Annotated in this window: 19 protein-coding genes and 1 pseudogene; 9 read left to right on the top strand and 11 right to left on the bottom strand. The window is 35.7% G+C overall.

All coding sequences use genetic code 11. The annotated features are described in order from the left end of the window. Window positions 1-151: 151 nt before the first annotated feature. The 4 genes from VI621_RS00895 to VI621_RS00880 all read right to left on the bottom strand — a co-directional run bounded on the left by VI621_RS00895 (window position 152) and on the right by VI621_RS00880 (window position 4,778). Window positions 152-1,372: a folylpolyglutamate synthase/dihydrofolate synthase family protein gene (locus VI621_RS00895; protein ID WP_324216506.1), complete on the bottom strand. Its 1,221-nt coding sequence runs from the start codon at window positions 1,370-1,372 to the stop codon at window positions 152-154. Between the two features lie 39 nt (window positions 1,373-1,411). Then, window positions 1,412-2,299, bottom strand: a complete 888-nt coding sequence (locus VI621_RS00890; protein ID WP_324216505.1) for an energy transducer TonB — start codon at window positions 2,297-2,299, stop codon at window positions 1,412-1,414. 104 nt (window positions 2,300-2,403) lie between these two features. Further along, the gene (locus tag VI621_RS00885) at window positions 2,404-3,630 is read right to left on the bottom strand and encodes a Glu/Leu/Phe/Val dehydrogenase dimerization domain-containing protein (RefSeq protein WP_324216504.1); all 1,227 of its coding nucleotides are present in this window, start codon (window positions 3,628-3,630) and stop codon (window positions 2,404-2,406) included. A gap of 68 nt (window positions 3,631-3,698) precedes the next feature. Next, window positions 3,699-4,778: an anhydro-N-acetylmuramic acid kinase gene (locus VI621_RS00880; protein WP_324216503.1), complete on the bottom strand. Its 1,080-nt coding sequence runs from the start codon at window positions 4,776-4,778 to the stop codon at window positions 3,699-3,701. A gap of 99 nt (window positions 4,779-4,877) precedes the next feature. On the opposite strand from VI621_RS00880, the gene VI621_RS00875 reads away from it, so the two are divergent. From VI621_RS00875 to VI621_RS00835, 9 genes are all read left to right on the top strand, one after another. Further along, the gene (locus VI621_RS00875; protein ID WP_324216502.1) at window positions 4,878-6,017 is read left to right on the top strand and encodes an acyl-CoA dehydrogenase family protein; all 1,140 of its coding nucleotides are present in this window, start codon (window positions 4,878-4,880) and stop codon (window positions 6,015-6,017) included. Window positions 6,018-6,145: 128 nt separating this feature from the next. Further along, window positions 6,146-6,535, top strand: a complete 390-nt coding sequence (locus tag VI621_RS00870) for a DoxX family protein (protein ID WP_324216501.1) — start codon at window positions 6,146-6,148, stop codon at window positions 6,533-6,535. A 1-nt stretch (window position 6,536) separates the two neighbouring features. Beyond that, the gene (locus tag VI621_RS00865) at window positions 6,537-7,025 is read left to right on the top strand and encodes a DinB family protein (protein WP_324216500.1); all 489 of its coding nucleotides are present in this window, start codon (window positions 6,537-6,539) and stop codon (window positions 7,023-7,025) included. After that, a complete protein-coding gene (locus VI621_RS00860; protein WP_324216499.1) occupies window positions 7,013-7,723 on the top strand; it encodes an NRDE family protein in 711 nt (236 codons plus the stop codon). Before VI621_RS00865 ends, VI621_RS00860 begins: the two co-directional genes overlap by 13 nt. 19 nt (window positions 7,724-7,742) lie before the next feature. Further along, entirely contained in the window at window positions 7,743-8,795 is a 1,053-nt protein-coding gene (locus tag VI621_RS00855) for a D-alanine--D-alanine ligase (protein WP_324216498.1), read from the top strand. Between the two features lie 3 nt (window positions 8,796-8,798). Next, the gene (locus tag VI621_RS00850) at window positions 8,799-9,446 is read left to right on the top strand and encodes a hypothetical protein (RefSeq protein ID WP_324216497.1); all 648 of its coding nucleotides are present in this window, start codon (window positions 8,799-8,801) and stop codon (window positions 9,444-9,446) included. Window positions 9,447-9,474: 28 nt separating this feature from the next. Continuing rightward, window positions 9,475-10,152: an SDR family NAD(P)-dependent oxidoreductase gene (locus VI621_RS00845; RefSeq protein WP_324216496.1), complete on the top strand. Its 678-nt coding sequence runs from the start codon at window positions 9,475-9,477 to the stop codon at window positions 10,150-10,152. A gap of 15 nt (window positions 10,153-10,167) precedes the next feature. Next, window positions 10,168-10,767, top strand: coding sequence for a SprT-like domain-containing protein (locus tag VI621_RS00840; RefSeq protein WP_324216495.1), 600 nt, complete (start codon window positions 10,168-10,170; stop codon window positions 10,765-10,767). Window positions 10,768-10,780: 13 nt separating this feature from the next. Further along, on the top strand, window positions 10,781-11,839 hold the full coding sequence (locus VI621_RS00835; RefSeq protein ID WP_324216494.1) for a mannose-1-phosphate guanylyltransferase: 1,059 nt from the start codon (window positions 10,781-10,783) through the stop codon (window positions 11,837-11,839). Between the two features lie 32 nt (window positions 11,840-11,871). Here the strand turns inward: VI621_RS00835 and VI621_RS00830 are convergent, their stop codons facing one another. The 7 genes and pseudogenes from VI621_RS00830 to VI621_RS00800 all read right to left on the bottom strand — a co-directional run. After that, window positions 11,872-12,633, bottom strand: a complete 762-nt coding sequence (locus VI621_RS00830; protein ID WP_324216493.1) for an ABC transporter ATP-binding protein — start codon at window positions 12,631-12,633, stop codon at window positions 11,872-11,874. Then, window positions 12,633-13,379 (bottom strand): ABC transporter permease, encoded by a 747-nt coding sequence (locus VI621_RS00825; RefSeq protein ID WP_324216492.1) that lies wholly within the window; start codon window positions 13,377-13,379, stop codon window positions 12,633-12,635. Before VI621_RS00825 ends, VI621_RS00830 begins: the two co-directional genes overlap by 1 nt. Before the next feature lie 86 nt (window positions 13,380-13,465). Next, complete coding sequence (locus VI621_RS00820; RefSeq protein ID WP_324216491.1) at window positions 13,466-14,317, bottom strand: glycosyltransferase family 2 protein; 852 nt, start codon at window positions 14,315-14,317, stop codon at window positions 13,466-13,468. Beyond that, entirely contained in the window at window positions 14,317-14,841 is a 525-nt protein-coding gene (locus tag VI621_RS00815; protein WP_324216490.1) for a methyltransferase domain-containing protein, read from the bottom strand. Before VI621_RS00815 ends, VI621_RS00820 begins: the two co-directional genes overlap by 1 nt. Window positions 14,842-14,921: 80 nt before the next feature. Further along, window positions 14,922-15,980 carry a ketoacyl-ACP synthase III gene (locus VI621_RS00810; protein WP_324216489.1) on the bottom strand — a complete coding sequence of 353 codons (1,059 nt, stop codon included), beginning with the start codon at window positions 15,978-15,980 and terminating at the stop codon, window positions 14,922-14,924. Between the two features lie 118 nt (window positions 15,981-16,098). Continuing rightward, window positions 16,099-16,476, bottom strand: coding sequence for a group III truncated hemoglobin (locus VI621_RS00805; protein WP_324216488.1), 378 nt, complete (start codon window positions 16,474-16,476; stop codon window positions 16,099-16,101). A 55-nt stretch (window positions 16,477-16,531) separates the two neighbouring features. Continuing rightward, a pseudogene (locus VI621_RS00800) lies at window positions 16,532-17,563 on the bottom strand (glycine dehydrogenase (aminomethyl-transferring)); the annotation flags it as partial.

Below are 17,563 nucleotides of genomic sequence, written 5' to 3'. Positions count from 1 at the left end.
GGTTCGAACCCCCGACCCCCTCGGTGTAAACGAGGTGCTCTGAACCAGCTGAGCTAATCGCCCTACTTGCAATTTAAGAAGTAATGTTTCCCTTATTGCGTGTGCAAATATAAGCCTCTTTTCCGTATTTGCAAACAAATAACATAAAAAATTACAAAATTTCTGCAACTACAAAAGTACTACCGCCAATATAGATAAAGTCCGATTTTTCGGCTGTTTGCAATGCGTTTTGATAAGCTTCTGAAACTGAATTATATACTTTTCCCTTCAGTCCAAATTCTGCTGCTTTTTGTTCCAAAATTTTCGCGTCTAATCCACGAAGAATATTGGGTGAACAAAAATAATAGATGGCATTTTTAGGAAAAAGCGGTAGCACTTCTCCCAAATCTTTGTCGTTTACAAACCCTAGAACGATGTGGAGTTGATTATAGGTTGTGTTTTGAATTTGTTTCAGTACAATTTGCAAACCATTTTTGTTGTGTGCTGTATCGCAAATTACTGTTGGAAATTCCTTAAGTTGCTGCCATCTTCCCTGAAGTCCGGTATTTTTTATAACATTCAAAAAACCATTTTTTATAGCTTCTTCCGAAATTTTAAATTCGTTTTGGGATTGGATCACACGAATGGTTTGCAATACCGTTTTTTTATTATGAACCTGGTAGTTACCGATTAAGTCGGAAGGGTAATCTTCTTGAATCAAATTAGATGCGAAATAAATTTCGGAATTACATTCTTTGGCTTTTGCTAAAAAAACAGGTTTTGTTTCTTCTGTGTATTCGCCAATAACCACTGGAATCATTGGTTTTATAATTCCGGCTTTTTCGGTTGCAATTGATTCTAAAGTGTTTCCTAAAAATTGGGTATGATCCAATCCTATATTCGTAATAATGGAAACCAATGGCGTAATAATATTGGTGGAATCCAATCTTCCGCCCATGCCAACTTCAATTATGGCAATGTCGATTTTTTCTTTGGCGAAATAATCGAAAGCCAAGCCAACAGTCATTTCGAAGAAACTTAAGGCATTGGTTATAAAAAAAGCTTTGTGTTTTTCTATAAAATCACAAACAAAATTCTCTGAAATATCAATTCCATTAATTTTAATGCGTTCTCTGAAATCCTTTAAATGAGGGGAAGTATATAAACCGACTTTGTATCCTGCTTCCTGTAAAACGGATGCCAATAAATGCGAAGTAGAGCCTTTTCCATTGGTTCCAGCTACATGAATACATTTTATTTGTTTTTCAGGATTTCCAAGATATTCGGTAAGTAAAAGGGTATTGGTTAAATCTTTTTTATAAGCGGAAGCCCCTTGATGTTGATACATCGGAAGTTGATTGAACATCCAGTTTACGGTTTCTTGATAGTTCATTTTTTAAAACAGAAAGATTTAAAATTCAGTAAAAAGATTTTACTGCGTAAGTTTAAAATTATAAATAATTTTTCCTACCTGTGTGTTTGGTGCAGTGTCATCGGATTGCCATCTGGTATTCATGGCAGCCAGTTTTGCTTGGTCTAATAGGCATTTTGCAGCATTGGTAGTGCCTCTGATTCCAGGATTTGCACTAACGACTCTTCCGGATTTGTCTACTGATATTTGTACTACAACTATACCTTGTTCTTCACAAAGGTAATTGGGTTGTGGTTTATTAAGTGCTTTTCTGTTACCTAATTGGTAATTTCCGGTGCCATTTCCTGTACCGCTCCCAGAACCATTTCCGTAACCGCTTCCAGTTCCTAAACCTTGTCCGGAGCCGTTTCCGCCGCCACTTCCTGTTCCTGAACCACCGCCGCCATTATAACCGGTTGCATTGGGATCTCCGTTTGCTTTTCCTTTGTTTCCGCCCACTTTATCATCTCCGTCACCTTCTTTGTTCGATCCGTTTAATAAATTGGACAAAGCATCGGAAGTAGATTTTGAAGGTTTTGGGATTGCTTTTACAACGGGTTTTACCACTACGGTTTTTGTAGGTTTAACTGTTGGTTTTTTTACTTCTGAAATAGCGGGAGCATCATCATTTTCTGAAACAATAATCTCTTTTTCGTTAGATGGAGTGGGTTGCGCTTGTTGCTTTTGAGCCACAGTCACGATTTCCTTTGATTGAAAATTATCTCCGGAACCGAATTCGCTGTTTCCAAAATTCACGGCAATTTCTCCGCCGCCACCGCCTCCTTCGAGTTCGCTTAATTGTATTTGATTATTGAATTTTAGATAAAAAAACAGTAAAAACAACAATGCGAAACCAATTGTAGTAATGGTAAGGGATTTTTTTTCTTGTTCTGTTTCTAATACACTCATGACAAATTCAGATAAAATTATAAAGGTAACTCTTTGGTATAACGAATATCATGCCATTAAATTGTTTAATGCGTGTCAGAAAACCCAACACGCATTAAAGTAACTTATACCAATTGCTTCAAAGCAATTTCAAAAGCGGTTGCGCTGATGTTTGTTTTTGAACTGTTCAAAGCGTGTGCTTTAACAATTGCATTTTTTATAATTTCGGAAGTATCCTGGAAGATGGCTTCGTCGGTCATTTGTACTTTTTTCTCCATAAAATAAGCGAAAACTCTTGCCATTCCACAGTTGGAAATAAAGTCAGGAATTAAACTTATTTTTTGATCTACGTGCTCCATGATTGGTCCAAAGAAAATCTCTTTGTCGGCAAAAGGAACATTCGCACCACAAGAAATTACTTCAAGTCCAGAAGCAATCATGCTGTCTACCTGACTTTGCGCTACTAATCTTGAAGCGGCACAAGGCGTGAAAATTTCGGCACCAATAGACCATATTTTTTGATTGATTTCTTCAAAAGGAATCATGTTTTCGGCTACTAATTTGTTTCCGTCTTTGTTTATGAATAAGGTTCTGATTTCTTCAAAAGTAAAACCTTCTTCTTTAATCAAACCACCGTCTCTGTCAATAATTCCAACAACTTTCGCTCCCATATCTGCCAAATAAAAAGCAGCTGCAGAACCTACGTTTCCAAAACCCTGAACAATGGCTTTTTTTCCTTTTACAGAACCACCATATATATCATAGAAATGACGAACAGCTTCTGCAACACCGTAACCGGTAATCATATCGGCAATCGTATATTTTTTGGTCACATCCGGAGAGAAAGCTGGATTTTCAATCACTTTCACCACACCTTGACGCAATTGTCCGATTCTGTTAATTTTATCAGCTTCTGTCGGTTTAAAGTGTCCGTTAAACACCCCTTCTTGCGGATGCCAAACCCCACATTCTTCGGTCATTGGTATTACTTCGTGAATTTCATCTACGTTCAAATCGCCTCCGGTTCCGTAATAGCTTTTCAATAAAGGGGAAACGGCTTTGTACCAACGTTGCAAAACGCCTTTTTTTCTTGGATCATTCGGATCGAAGTTAATTCCGGATTTGGCACCACCAATGGCCGGTCCTGAAACAGAAAATTTTACTTCCATTGTTTTTGCCAAGGACAAGACTTCATTCATGTCTAATCCTTTTCTCATGCGGGTTCCACCGCCTGCCGCACCACCACGAAGGGAGTTGATAACAGTCCAGCCTTCTGCTTCTGTTTCAGCATCTTTCCAGTTGAAAACGATTTCAGGTTCTTTATTTTCGAATTTTTTCAGTAAATCTTTCATTGTGTTGCATTAGGTTTTAGTTATGCAAATATAGTTGGTAAGGTTCAAAGTAGCAAAGTTTAATAGAATCAAAGTTCTTTAGATGCAAAATGAATTTTTCCCGAACTATGATCGCCTTTTGCACCGGTTACGCTTGCTAAAACATTAATCTCATTCCGCAATTTTAAAACACCGAGTAAGGCAAATATTAATGCTTCTTTAAATTCCAGTAATTTTTTTTCGGGGATAATGATTTTCATTTCAGGTAAATGAAACTGAACTCTTTCTATTAAAAAAGTATTGTAGGCGCCACCACCAGTAATCAATAAATCACGGTTTTTATTAGGTAAAGCCAAGTTGATTTGGATTGCAACATGTTCTGTAAAGGTTCTTAGTTTGTCTTCAATCGGAATAGTATAACTTTCCATTAAAGGTAAAATAGTTTCCTTGACAAATTCAAAACCCAAAGATTTCGGATATTTTTTTTGATAAAAATCTAATTGGTTTAATTGATTTAATAAAGCAGTATCAAGTTTTCCGGTTCTTGAAAGTTTTCCTTTGTCATCATAATCCAATCCTAATTGATTGGCGTAAAAATTTAAAACGGTGTTTACCGGAGAAATATCAAAGGCAATTCGCTGCCCATTTTCTTCAAAAGAAACATTGGAAAACCCTCCTAAATTAAGACAATAATCATAATCTGAAAATAAAATCCGATCCCCAATAGGAACCAATGGTGCGCCTTGTCCGCCCAATTGTACATCCTGAACCCTGAAATCGCAAACTACAGTTTGATGTGTTAAATCCGCTATTTCCGGTAAATTTCCAATTTGTAACGTAAAACCATTTTGCGGTTGATGTAAAATGGTATGACCATGAGAACAGACGGCATCAATATTTTCGATTTTATGGTTTTTGATAAAATCAGAAATTATACCTCCTAATAATATAGTATAATCGGAATCGAGTTTTTGCAAAGCCTCTTTAGAAAAACCTACGGCGATTTTGAGTTGGTCGAGCCAATTTTGGCTGTAGCCAATAGTTTCGCATTCAAGAATTTCAAAACTCCATTTTTGATTTTTGATCTTGAAATGGATGTGTGCCAAATCAACTCCGTCAAGAGAAGTTCCTGACATCACACCGATAACGTTGTAGCTTTCTTTATTCATCCGCTAAAATTAGGAAAACGTATTGAAAATTCGACAATTTAAAAGTATATTTGTACGCATTTTTAAAATTAATTCTACAACTATATATCACCTTATATTATGGACTTTAAACTTACCGAAGAGCATTTAATGATACAGCAGGCAGCTAGAGATTTTGCTCAAACTGAATTATTGCCCGGAGTAATTGAAAGAGATGAACACTCAAAATTCCCAACGGAACAAGTTAAAAAAATGGCGGAACTTGGCTTTTTAGGAATGATGGTGGATCCAAAATATGGCGGATCCGGATTGGATAGCATTGCCTATGTTTTGGCGATGACTGAAATTGCAAAGGTGGATGCTTCAGCTGCAGTTGTAATGTCAGTAAATAATTCATTGGTTTGTGCAGGACTGGAAAAATATTGTAATGAAGAACAAAAACTAAAATATTTAGTGCCTTTGGCAAAAGGAGACGTAATTGGTGCTTTCTGTTTGTCAGAGCCGGAAGCTGGTTCGGATGCCACTTCACAAAAAACGACTGCAATTGATAAAGGTGACCATTATTTAATGAATGGGACTAAAAACTGGATTACCAACGGAAATTCAGCATCAACTTATATTGTAATTGCACAAACAGATATTGAAAAAGGACACAAAGGAATCAATGCGTTCATCGTTGAAAAAGGATGGGCAGGTTTTGAAATTGGCGTAAAAGAAAAGAAAATGGGAATTCGTGGTTCTGACACGCATTCTTTGATGTTTACTGATGTGAAAATTCCTAAAGAAAATAGAATAGGTGCTGATGGATTCGGATTTAATTTTGCCATGAGCGTATTAAACGGAGGAAGAATCGGAATTGCTTCTCAAGCATTAGGGATTGCCACCGGAGCGTATGAATTGGCTTTGAAATACTCGCAGGAACGTAAAGCTTTCGGAAAAGAAATTTTTAAACATCAGGCAATTGCTTTCAAATTAGCTGATATGGCAACCCAAATTATGGCTGCTAAAATGTTATGTTTTAAAGCCGCTTCTGAAAAAGATGCTGGTGAAGATATTTCTCAATCAGGGGCAATGGCTAAATTATTTGCCTCGCAAACGGCAATGGATACTACAATTGAAGCGGTTCAAATTCACGGTGGAAACGGTTATGTAGCTGAATACCATGTGGAACGTATGATGCGTGATGCAAAAATCACTCAGATTTACGAAGGAACTTCAGAAATTCAACGTATTGTAATTTCAAGAAGTTTGGTTTCATAAACATTCGATTATCAAAATAGTAAAAATCCAATCTCAAAACTTGAGATTGGATTTTTTTTTGAATAAAAAATAGACGTTTATTTAAAACTATCTGTAATTTTACTTGAATTAGTTTTAATAATTAAATCATGAAATCTGTTATTTTCACTTGGGTATTGCGACTAATTCCGGCGATAATTCTACTGCAGACTTTGTTTTTTAAATTTACGGCTAGCGAAGAATCGGTTTATATTTTCTCAATGTTGAGCATGGAACCTTTTGGCAGAATAGGCTCCGGAATTGTGGAATTGATTGCGGTAATTCTGATTTTAATTCCCCGAACAACACTTCTGGGTGCTTTGATCGGAATAGGAGTGATGCTTGGTGCCATTTTTTCACATATATTTGTACTTGGGATTGAAGTCAAAAATGATGAGGGAATGCTTTTTATTTTAGCAATAATAACTTTTCTTTGTTGTTCGATTTTGGTTATAAAAGACAAAGGTAAAATCCCGGATTTAATGAATTTTAAAATATAATATGCTAATTCCTTCCATAAAGAACAGTTTGAACGAATTGATTGATTTGCTCGATCAATTGCAGAATGCTGAATACGCAAATCCTTGTGCCGAATTGAGCAATGCAAGTATTGGGGAACACACAAGACATATTATAGAAATGTTTCAATGTCTTGAAAATCAGTATGATTGCGGGACTGTAAATTATGACAAAAGAGAACGTAATGTACTAATTCAAACCAATACGGATTTTGCTATTCAGTCTATTATAGAAGTTCAAAATAATATAGAAAAGGAAAATAAAAAAATCGAATTACAGCAAATTATCGATGGAGAAGAAATCCGAATCGAAAGCAACTATTTTAGAGAGTTATTGTATAATTTAGAACACTGTATCCATCATCAGGCATTGATAAAAGTGGCTATTTTACAATGTGAAAATGTTCAAATAGACGCTAATTTTGGCGTTGCCCGTTCCACTATAGAATACAGAAATCAATGTGCACAGTAAGTTTTGTCTGTTCCAATGATAAAATCATCATTACCTCGAATCGGGATGAAAAAGTCATAAGGCCAAGTGCTATTGAACCCAGAAATTATTCCATAAATAATAAGAATATCATTTTTCCCAAAGATCCAAAAGCGGGTGGGACTTGGTATGCCGTTGATGAAAACGGTACTGTTTTGGTATTACTCAATGGGGCTTCCGAAAAACACAAAGTAATTCTTCCCTATAGAAAAAGCCGCGGTTTAATCGTTTTGGATCTAATTGGCAGCCTTAATCCATTAGAACATTGGCAGGAGTTTGATTTGGATAATATAGAACCGTTTACTTTAGTTTTATTCCAAAATCAAAAATTATATCAATTGCGTTGGGACGGAGAAGAAAAAGAAACCACTAATTTAGATATTTCACAAAATTTTGTATGGTCTTCCTCTACTTTGTATCCAAAAGAAGTGCGAGAAACAAGATCGCAATGGTTTTATAGTTTTTTAGAAACAAAATCAGAAATTACAGCAGATGAAATGCTTAATTTTCATCGGTATACCGAAGATAAAAACACTGAAAACGGGTTGGTCATCAATCGAAACAACGAAATGAAAACCTTGAGTATTACGCAATCGGTTATTGAAAATAATAAAGTCACTATATTGCATTGTGATTTATTGTCACAAAAAGACTTTGTCACTTCATTTATTACCGTTTAAAACACAAAAATTGACCCGAGTGATAACGAACAGGCGAAGCAGACTACTTTTTCATAAGATAACCCATTGGGAATACTGGCCTTTCCAGATTGTTTATATTCCGATATACTTTCTTTGGGCGTATTATGCCCTGAAATCCAGATCTATATTCTTTTTTAATGCGGCGAATCCCACGATTAAAAACGGCGGATTTATGATGGAATCCAAAAAAGAAATTTACGATCTCATTCCCCAAAAACACTACCCGATAACAGATTTGATTAAAGAAGGAACTTCTTTTGATGAAGTTTTGGCGAAGGTTGACACTGCTAAAATTCAGTATCCGCTGATAGCGAAACCAGATATAGGATTACGAGGCTCGGCGGTAAAAAAAATTAATACTTCGGAAGAGTTAAAAGCGTATCATGAAAAAGCGGATTTTGATTATCTGGTACAGGATTTAATTCCATTTGACAATGAAATCGGAGTTTTCTATGTTCGGTATCCAAATCGAAAAACAGGAACAATTACCGGAATTGTTGCGAAAGAATTTCTGATCATTTCTGGCGATGGAACGGCTACTATGGAACAATTAATCAGACAAAATCCACGCTATGAACTGCAATTGGAAACCCTGAGAAAAGAATACGGAGACCAGTTCCAGGAAGTGGTTGCAAAAGGAGAAAATCGAAATTTGGTTCCTTATGGAAATCACGCCCGCGGTGCAAAATTTATTGATGGAAGCCATTGGATTACACCAAAAATGACTGAAACAATAAACAGAATGTGTCTGGAAATCCCAGGATTTTATTTCGGGCGCTTGGACATTATGTATAATACTTTGGAAGAATTAGAAAACGGACAAAACTTCGCCATTGTCGAATTGAACGGAGCGGGAAGTGAGCCAACGCATATTTACGATCCGAAACATTCGCTCTTTTTTGCATGGAAAGAATTGCTTCGCCATATCCGATATATGTATGAAATCAGTATCGAAAACAATAAAAAAGGTGCTCCATTTTTATCTCATAAAGTCGGAATGGAGCAATATAGATTGCATTTGGAACAAAGTAAAAAAATCGTCAATTTCTAATAGATGAAAGCGCTAAAAAACATAATTGTTGGTTTTCTGGTAAGCTTTGTCGGTTCAATTCCTTTGGGTTATTTGAATATTATTGGATACGAAGTATATTCGAAATCAGGAATGGATAGTCTGATTTTCTATTTGTTCGGCGTGATTTCAATAGAAGTTTTTGTCATTTATTTCACGCTGATTTTCGCAAACAAATTGGCAAGCAATAAAAAGTTAATCAAGGGAATCGAGATTTTTTCTATTTTTTTCATGTTTTTGCTGGCCTATTCGTTTTATTCTCAATCCAAAATGGAAGCTTCCAATCAGAATGATTTAGAAAAATATATTAATTACTCACCCTATTTAATTGGCGTTATTTTCAGTGTATTGAATTTTATCCAAATCCCTTTTTGGATCAGCTGGAATTTGTTTTTGATTAATGCAAAGTATGTTTCCGTAGAACGAAATATCAAATATTTATATATAATTGGAACTTTGATAGGAACCTTTTTCGGAATGCTTTCGCTAGTGCTGTTTTTAAATTTAGTGACTGAAAACACCGATAGTGTTTCCAAATACATGCTGTCTCATATTATTCCGTTGTTTTTTATCGGTTTAGCCCTGTTTCAAATTGTTAAGTTTTATAAAAAATATTTCAAATCTAAAAATTGATTTATCTTTACAATTCATAAATATCGAAATGAAAAACATCATTATAACAGGAACGAGTAGGGGAATTGGTTACGAATTGGCTTTGCAATTTGCCAACTCCGGCTATCAGGTTTTAGCACTTTCCCGAAAAACGCAGCAAACCCTAATCGATCACCAAAATATTACCTGCCTGTCGGTTGATTTGTCAAATGAAGAAGACTTGCTTCAAGTGGAGCATTTCTTGTCTACATCTTGGAAAAAAATAGATGCCGTGGTTCATAATGCAGGCACTTTATTATTGAAACCTTTTTCTGAAACTTCGATTGATAATTTTTTGACTATTTATAAAGTAAATGTTTTTGCCGTTGCAGGCTTAACGCAAGTTTGTTTGCCGTATATGCAAAAAGGAAGCCATGTGGTTACGATTAGCAGTATGGGAGGGGTTCAGGGAAGTATGAAGTTTGCAGGACTTTCAGCGTATAGTTCAAGCAAAGGTGCCGTGATTACTTTGTCTGAATTATTGGCAGAAGAATACAAAGAACGCGGCATTGCGTTTAATGTGTTGGCTTTGGGCTCCGTTCAGACTGAAATGTTAGCGGAAGCTTTTCCAGGTTATCTGGCTCCGCTTTCAGCAAAAGAAATGGCAGATTATATTTATAATTTTACTTTGACCGGAAATAAATATTACAACGGAAAAGTGTTGCAGGTTTCGTCATCTACACCGTAGAGAATTACTATTTTTATGAGCGAGACTTTATCAAAATATATACCCGAACATGCTGTAAAACCAGTTTTCGAACTGATTGTTGTAAATAGTGTGCATCTGAAAATTGTTAACGAAAGGGTGACCCGTCACGGTGATTATAGAAAAGGACCTAACGGAAAACACGAAATTACGGTTAATGCGAGTTTGAATAAATATAAATTCCTGATTACGTTAATTCACGAAATTTCCCATTTGGTGGCGTTCGAAAAATTTGGAAGAAACATCAAGCCGCATGGAACCGAGTGGAAATACTCGTTTCAAAGACTGATGATTCCTTTTATCCGTCCTGAAATTTTCCCCAATCATTTGTTGCCTTTATTAGCAAGACACTTCAAAAATCCGACTGCAAGCAGCGATACGGATGCAACTTTATCCTTGGCATTGAAACAGTTTGACAAACAAAATGATAAAAACTATATCTTTGAAATCCCTTACGGCAGTGTTTTCAGAATTCACAACGGAAAGATTTTCAAAAAAGGCGCCTTGCGAGTAAAAAGATATGAATGTTTAGAAATGAGTTCTGAAAAAATGTATTTGTTTAATCCGAATGCCGAAGTAGAATTATTACCGAATTAGAATCAATATAAAAATGAATAAAAATTATTACGCGATATTAATGGCAGGTGGTGTCGGTTCACGGTTTTGGCCGGTAAGTACCACTGAATTTCCGAAGCAATTTCATGACATGTTGGGTTCCGGAGAAACATTAATCCAAAAAACATTCAGCAGATTATCAAAACTAATTCCAGCAGAAAACATTCTTATTTTAACCAATGAGAAATACAATGATTTAGTTTTAGAACAACTGCCAATGGTAAAACAAGAGCAGGTTTTATTAGAACCAGCCATGCGGAATACGGCACCTTGTATTTTATATGCTTCCTTAAAAATTAAAAAACAAAACCCAGAATCCTTAATGGTGGTTGCGCCGAGCGATCACTGGATAGAAGATGAAGTGGCGTTTATCGAAAACCTTAGGCAGAGTTTTGATTTTTGTGCCAAAGAAAATGCGTTGATGACATTGGGAATCCAACCGACTTTCCCGAACACAGGTTATGGTTATATTGAATTTGACAAATTAGATGAAAATCCTATAAAAAGAGTCAGTCATTTTAGAGAAAAGCCTGATTATGCGACTGCAAAAGAATTTATTGAAAGCGGTAATTTTCTTTGGAACGGCGGAATTTTCATTTGGAGTGTTAAAGCTATTATCGAAGCTTTCGAGAAATTTCAACCGCAAATGTACGCGTTGTTCCTAAAAGGTTATGAAAGTTATAATACGAATGCAGAAGTGGATTTTATAAATGATACTTATGCATTGGCAGAAAACATTTCTATCGATTATGCGGTCATGGAAAAAGCGGATAATGTCTATGTTTTACCGGCTACTTTCGATTGGAATGATTTGGGTACCTGGGGTTCTTTACACGAAAAACTGCCTAAAGATGACTACAATAATGCGGTGGTAAATGCGACCGTAATTTTAGAAAACGCTTCAAACAATATCATCAGAACCGAAGGAACAAAACTAATTGTTATTGATGGCCTGAACGATTATATTATCGTTGATAAAGACGATGTGCTATTGATTTATCCAAAAAATAAAGAGCAGGAAATTAAATCGATTGTTTCTAAAATTAATATATAGAGATAAAAAAAGTGGAGTAATATCCACTTTTTTTATCCTTTTAAATATGCTTCTCTTACTTTTTTAAATAAATTAGAAGAATATACAAACTCAACAACCGCTTGGTTGTCTGTAATAAATATTTCTTCTTTGGAGCCTTCCCATTCTTTTAAACCATCTTTCAGGAAAATAATTTTTTCGCCAATTTCCATTACCGAGTTCATATCGTGCGTATTAACTACGGTTGTGATATTGTATTCTTCGGTAATTTCCTTAATCAAATTATCAATAACAATAGCAGTATTTGGGTCTAATCCTGAGTTGGGTTCATCACAAAACAAATATTTCGGATTATTAACGATGGCTCGCGCAATTGCCACACGTTTCTGCATTCCTCCGGAAATTTCAGAAGGGAATTTTTCACGGGCATCGGTAAGATTAACTCTTTCTAGAACAAAATCAACACGGTCTTTGGTTTCTGATCTGGAGTTTTTGGTAAACATTTTTAGTGGGAAACCAACGTTTTGTGCAACAGTCATAGAGTCAAAGAGTGCACTTCCCTGAAATACCATTCCGATTTCGGTGCGTAATTCTCTTTTTTCATCTGGTGTTAATTCGGAATAAATTCTACCGTCAAAAGAAATTGTACCCACTTCAGGCGTATGAATTCCCAATAAACTTTTTAGCAAAACTGTTTTTCCGGAACCACTTTGACCGATAATTAAATTGGTTTTTCCAGTTTCAAAAACTGCAGAAACACCTTTTAATACCTTGCTGTCGCCAAATGATTTTTCGATATTTTTTACTTCTATCATTAGGTTAAAAGTAATTGGGTTAGAATATAATTCATCAAAATAATGGTAACTGAAGTCCAGACGAAAGCAACGGTACTGGCTTTCCCTACCTCAAGTGCGCCGCCTTTCATATAAAAACCATGAAAAGAAGGAATCGTAGCTAAAAGCAATGCGAATATAAATGTTTTTATAAAAGCATAAGCAATATGAAAAGGCAAGAAATCCCTTTGAATTCCATCAATATAATCAGCGCTGTTACCAAATCCCCCATAAACACTAGCTATAAAACCTCCTAAAATACCAAGGAACATCGCAATTCCGATTATAAAAGGATATAATAATAAAGCAATCAGTTTTGGAAAAACTAAATAATTCAGGGAATTAACTCCCATCACTTCCAAAGCGTCGATTTGTTCGGTTACACGCATGGTCCCGATGCTTGAGGTGATGAAAGAGCCCATTTTTCCCGCCATAACAATGGAGATGAAAGTAGGGGCAAATTCTAATATTATAGATTGTCTCGTAGCAAAACCAATAAGGTATTTTGGAATTAACGGATTAGTTAAATTTAATGCGGTTTGAATGGCCACAACACCACCTACAAAGAATGAAATGAAAGCCACAATTCCCAGAGAACCAATAATTAAATCATCGATTTCTTTGAAAATAAGACCTCTCATTACCGACCATTTTGTGGGTTTCTTGAAAATCTCTCTCCACATCAAAAAATATCTTCCGATTTGCGATAAATAACGAATGAGCATCATAGGCTTAAATAATGGCAAAAATACGAAAATAGTTGTGAGTTATAAGACAGGAGTAACGAGTTTTTTCGAATAAACGAAGAACCAAATTAACGTGTTAACTTGTCCTTCATTTTTTTCCAACGATAATCTTTGATAAATTCAGCTTGTTCTTTGGTGACTAATAATGGAGTATTTGCAGATTTTGCTTTCAAAAAACCATTTATATAATCCAAAAACAAAAGCGGTTTCTTTTTCATCATCGCCAGTTTTGCGGATGCAATGGCAGTAATAAAAAAACCATATCCTAAAGTGTAGAATGCTTCACCCTGTTTATAACGGGCCGTTTTATTGTAGTTTGCACCAGTTGGTTTAAGATGTTTTATTTTTAATGTTGAATCAGTCACCACTTTCCAATTGTAGAATTTGGCCAGTAATTCATCCACGGTATCCCAGCCCATAGCAGGTTTAAGGTTCCCAATTTGCTCGAAACATTTTTTTCTATAGGCTTTGAAAGCACCGCGAATATGGTCTTTATCAGTTAAATTTTCTAAAATCCAATCGCCATTTTTTTCAATGTAAGCAAAACCACCAACCATTCCAATAGTTGCATCGGATTGGAAATGTTTGATGATGGTTTCAAAATAATTGTTAGGCAAAATTAAATCGGCGTCTAATTTTACTATAATATCGTGTTGGTCATCCAAAGTTTCAAAACCTTTATGGAATGCCTGAATCACTTTACTTCCCGGAAGATGTATGGCTTCCGAAGTTTTATTTACTAAAGTAATAAATGGATTTTCATTGGCGAAAGCCTCCACAATTTCAGCAGTTTTATCGGTAGAATTATCATTGACAACCACTACTTTTTTAGGCAAAATCGTTTGAGAAATCAAAGATTGCAATGTCAAAGCGATAAAAGCTTCTTCGTTGTGCGCCGGGATGACAATGTAGTAGGTCATTATTTTACTTTTTCAGCGTAAACAATGTAATATCTGTTGGTGAATTGTCTTAATAACGGACGAATTCCCAATTTCTTTACCGGATTGGTCCATTTTTGTCTGTCGATGATTTTCCAGCCTGTTTTTTCAAGAAGCCAGTCCAATTGCCAATCTTCAAATTCATGGTAATGCCTGTCCCACATATCGGTTTTACTGCGATAAGCAGGTGAAAACCACAAACGCATCGGAATAGAAATAAATAATTTATCGGATTTTATCTCTTTTAAAATGGTGTACGGATTTAATAAATGTTCAAAAATTTCGAAAGCTGTTACCACATCCTGTTTTTGGTTTTGAAAAACGGTTTGGTTTTCATCCAAATCTTCTCCGGTAGTATTGGTAACGGAAAACCCTTCGTTTTTCATAATTTTTGAAAACGGGTTTTCGACCCCTAAATCTAAAACGGTTTCAGAAGTGGAAATGTGCTTTTTTAGAAAATCTAAGGTATGTTTGAATCGTTTATTCGGAAATGTTTTTTCGTACATTGTTTTTAGTTTAAAGTTTAAGGTTTAAAGTTTAAAAGACACAAGCTGTGTCAGTCTAAAACCTTAAACTTTGAACTTTTTTAATATTTGTAAACGATGGCGTTGATATTCATTCCGGCGCCAACGGATGCAAAGATAATAACATCTCCTTTATGGAGTTCCTGATTTTCGATTTTTCCGTTTGTAAGTAAATCATAAAGCGTAGGAATGGTAGCCACACTGCTGTTTCCGAGATGGGTGATGCTCATGGGCATGATTCCTTCGGGAACTTTGCGGTCATATAACTTAAAGAAACGATGGATTATCGCTTCATCCATTTTTTCGTTTGCCTGATGGATAAGAATTTTTTTCACATCATCAATGCCGTATCCACTTTTTTCGAGACAGCTTTTCATAGCTGTTGGAACATGGTTTAGGGCAAATTCATATATTTTTCGACCGTGCATTTTGATATATCGCACGTCTGGATCTAAGTCTTTATTGTAGGAACTTCCAAAGAAAAGATAGTCTTTTTCGCTATAAGTATGAGAAGCGCTTTCGTGAGAAATAATGCCGCCTTCTTCATTTGAAACTTCAAGGATTGTAGCGCCAGCTCCATCGGAATAAATCATAGAATCTCTGTCATGATCATCAACCACTCGGGATAATGTTTCGCCACCAATGACCAAACATTTTTTTGCCATTCCCGCTTTGATGAATGCATAGGCCTGAAGCATTCCTTCTATCCAGCCCGGACATCCGAAAAGGATATCAAAAGCAACACATTTTGGGTTTTGAATTTGTAACTTATGTTTTACGCGAGCGGCTAAACAAGGTACGGCATCCGATTGAATAGTGTCCTTTTTTACATCTCCGAAATTATGAGCCAAAATAATATAATCTAAAGTTTCAGGATCAATTCCTGAACTTTCAATGGCTTTTTTTGCAGCAAAATAAGCCATATCCGAAGTCATGATATGCGGTTCGGCATACCTTCGTTCTTCTATTCCCGTAATGCTTTTGAATTTTCCAATAACAACTTCATTGGTACTAACAAACGGACTTCCGTCTTCATTCATAAAGAGATGTTCGCTAAAATCGATGTTACTGATTTTTATCTCTGGGATGTAACTTCCAGAACCAGTTATTTTTATGTTCATTGTGTCGTTGACAAGATTATAGTGCTAATTTATAAATAAAATTTTTAATTAAGCCAAAAAATTTACTATGCATGCATGTAATTATTGAATAATCAATTTTGAATGGCAAAAATAGTGATTATGTAATTTTTTTAGCCATTTTTATTTTCATTACCGTTGCAATGGATAAGGCGCGGGTTTTAATTTTCTCTGCGTTTTCTCCGATAAACAATTCGTTTACGGTTTGGTTGAAATGGTTTAACCAAGTTTCGAAATGTTCTTCAGAAAAAGAAATTTTCGCATTCAAATCCAAATGAATTTGAAGCACGTTATTTTTGTAACCTCCAATATTAAATAAGGTTTGTTGCCAAAAATCAACTAATATTGGCAAGTGCTTTTCTAAATTAATTTGCGCAATTTCGGTAAATATATAATTGATTGAAGCATCCTGCAATAATTTTTGATAAAAGGAGTTCATCAGTACTTCTAAATCGTTTCGGGTAGAAAGATCTTTCATTAAATTTAAATATAAAAAAACGTCCCGATTGCTCAGGACGTTTTGTGTAAATTATTTAGCTTTCCATATAGGCTTCAATCGGAGCACAGGAACAAACTAAGTTTCTGTCGCCATAAGCATCATCTGCTCTTCTAACGGTTGGCCAAAATTTATTTTCAGCAATATATTCCATTGGGAAAGCCGCTTGTTCTCTTGTGTATGGGAAATCCCAAACTTCGGTAGTAAGCATCGCTAAAGTATGAGGTGAGTTTTTCAAAACATTGTTTTGATCGTCAGCAGTACTGGCTTCAATTTCTTTTCTGATGGAAATCATAGCGTCACAAAAACGATCTAATTCTTCCAGATTTTCACTTTCTGTTGGTTCAATCATCAAGGTTCCTGCCACTGGGAAAGAAACGGTTGGCGCATGGAAACCATAATCCATCAAACGTTTTGCGATATCGGTAACTTCGATTCCTTTTTGTTTGAAAGGACGACATTCCAAAATCATTTCGTGAGCCGCACGACCCATTTCACCGGAATATAAGGTATCGTAATGACCGCTTAATCTTTCTTTGATATAATTGGCATTTAAAATAGCGTGTTTAGTAGAATCAGTCAATCCATCTGCGCCTAGCATAGTGATATAACCATAAGAAATCAGGCAAACCAAAGCAGAGCCCCATGGAGCAGCAGAAATAGCCGTAATAGCAGTTTCACCACCTGTTGGAATTACCGGGTTTGTTGGTAAAAAAGGTACTAAATGTTTTGCTACACAAATTGGTCCAACTCCAGGTCCACCACCACCGTGAGGGATAGCGAAAGTTTTGTGTAAGTTTAAGTGACAAACGTCAGCTCCGATAGTTGCAGGATTGGTCAATCCAACTTGAGCATTCATATTGGCGCCATCCATATAAACCTGTCCTCCATTTTCATGGATAAGATTCGTGATTTCGATAATTGCACTTTCAAAAACTCCGTGAGTCGAAGGATAGGTAACCATCAAACAAGATAAGTCATCTTTGTGTTCAATTGCTTTTGCACGCAAATCTTCCACATCAATGTTTCCGTTTTCCAGTGTTTTGGTTACAATCACTTTCATTCCGGC

The organism is Flavobacterium sp. (assembly GCF_035292545.1).
Taxonomy (GTDB): domain Bacteria; phylum Bacteroidota; class Bacteroidia; order Flavobacteriales; family Flavobacteriaceae; genus Flavobacterium.
Note: the sequence above shows the minus strand (reverse complement) of the source record. Positions and strands in the feature narration are given on the sequence as shown.

What these genes read in the sequence shown, in the direction of transcription:
- VI621_RS00895 (WP_324216506.1), bottom strand. Translation starts at nt 1,372, where the DNA reads ATGAACTATCAAGAAACCGTAAACTGGATGTTCAATCAACTTCCGATG.
- VI621_RS00890 (WP_324216505.1), bottom strand. Translation starts at nt 2,299, where the DNA reads ATGAGTGTATTAGAAACAGAACAAGAAAAAAAATCCCTTACCATTACT.
- VI621_RS00885 (WP_324216504.1), bottom strand. Translation starts at nt 3,630, where the DNA reads ATGAAAGATTTACTGAAAAAATTCGAAAATAAAGAACCTGAAATCGTT.
- VI621_RS00880 (WP_324216503.1), bottom strand. Translation starts at nt 4,778, where the DNA reads ATGAATAAAGAAAGCTACAACGTTATCGGTGTGATGTCAGGAACTTCT.
- VI621_RS00875 (WP_324216502.1), top strand. Translation starts at nt 4,878, where the DNA reads ATGGACTTTAAACTTACCGAAGAGCATTTAATGATACAGCAGGCAGCT.
- VI621_RS00870 (WP_324216501.1), top strand. Translation starts at nt 6,146, where the DNA reads ATGAAATCTGTTATTTTCACTTGGGTATTGCGACTAATTCCGGCGATA.
- VI621_RS00865 (WP_324216500.1), top strand. Translation starts at nt 6,537, where the DNA reads ATGCTAATTCCTTCCATAAAGAACAGTTTGAACGAATTGATTGATTTG.
- VI621_RS00860 (WP_324216499.1), top strand. Translation starts at nt 7,013, where the DNA reads ATGTGCACAGTAAGTTTTGTCTGTTCCAATGATAAAATCATCATTACC.
- VI621_RS00850 (WP_324216497.1), top strand. Translation starts at nt 8,799, where the DNA reads ATGAAAGCGCTAAAAAACATAATTGTTGGTTTTCTGGTAAGCTTTGTC.
- VI621_RS00845 (WP_324216496.1), top strand. Translation starts at nt 9,475, where the DNA reads ATGAAAAACATCATTATAACAGGAACGAGTAGGGGAATTGGTTACGAA.
- VI621_RS00840 (WP_324216495.1), top strand. Translation starts at nt 10,168, where the DNA reads ATGAGCGAGACTTTATCAAAATATATACCCGAACATGCTGTAAAACCA.
- VI621_RS00835 (WP_324216494.1), top strand. Translation starts at nt 10,781, where the DNA reads ATGAATAAAAATTATTACGCGATATTAATGGCAGGTGGTGTCGGTTCA.
- VI621_RS00830 (WP_324216493.1), bottom strand. Translation starts at nt 12,633, where the DNA reads ATGATAGAAGTAAAAAATATCGAAAAATCATTTGGCGACAGCAAGGTA.
- VI621_RS00825 (WP_324216492.1), bottom strand. Translation starts at nt 13,379, where the DNA reads ATGATGCTCATTCGTTATTTATCGCAAATCGGAAGATATTTTTTGATG.
- VI621_RS00820 (WP_324216491.1), bottom strand. Translation starts at nt 14,317, where the DNA reads ATGACCTACTACATTGTCATCCCGGCGCACAACGAAGAAGCTTTTATC.
- VI621_RS00815 (WP_324216490.1), bottom strand. Translation starts at nt 14,841, where the DNA reads ATGTACGAAAAAACATTTCCGAATAAACGATTCAAACATACCTTAGAT.
- VI621_RS00810 (WP_324216489.1), bottom strand. Translation starts at nt 15,980, where the DNA reads ATGAACATAAAAATAACTGGTTCTGGAAGTTACATCCCAGAGATAAAA.
- VI621_RS00805 (WP_324216488.1), bottom strand. Translation starts at nt 16,476, where the DNA reads ATGAAAGATCTTTCTACCCGAAACGATTTAGAAGTACTGATGAACTCC.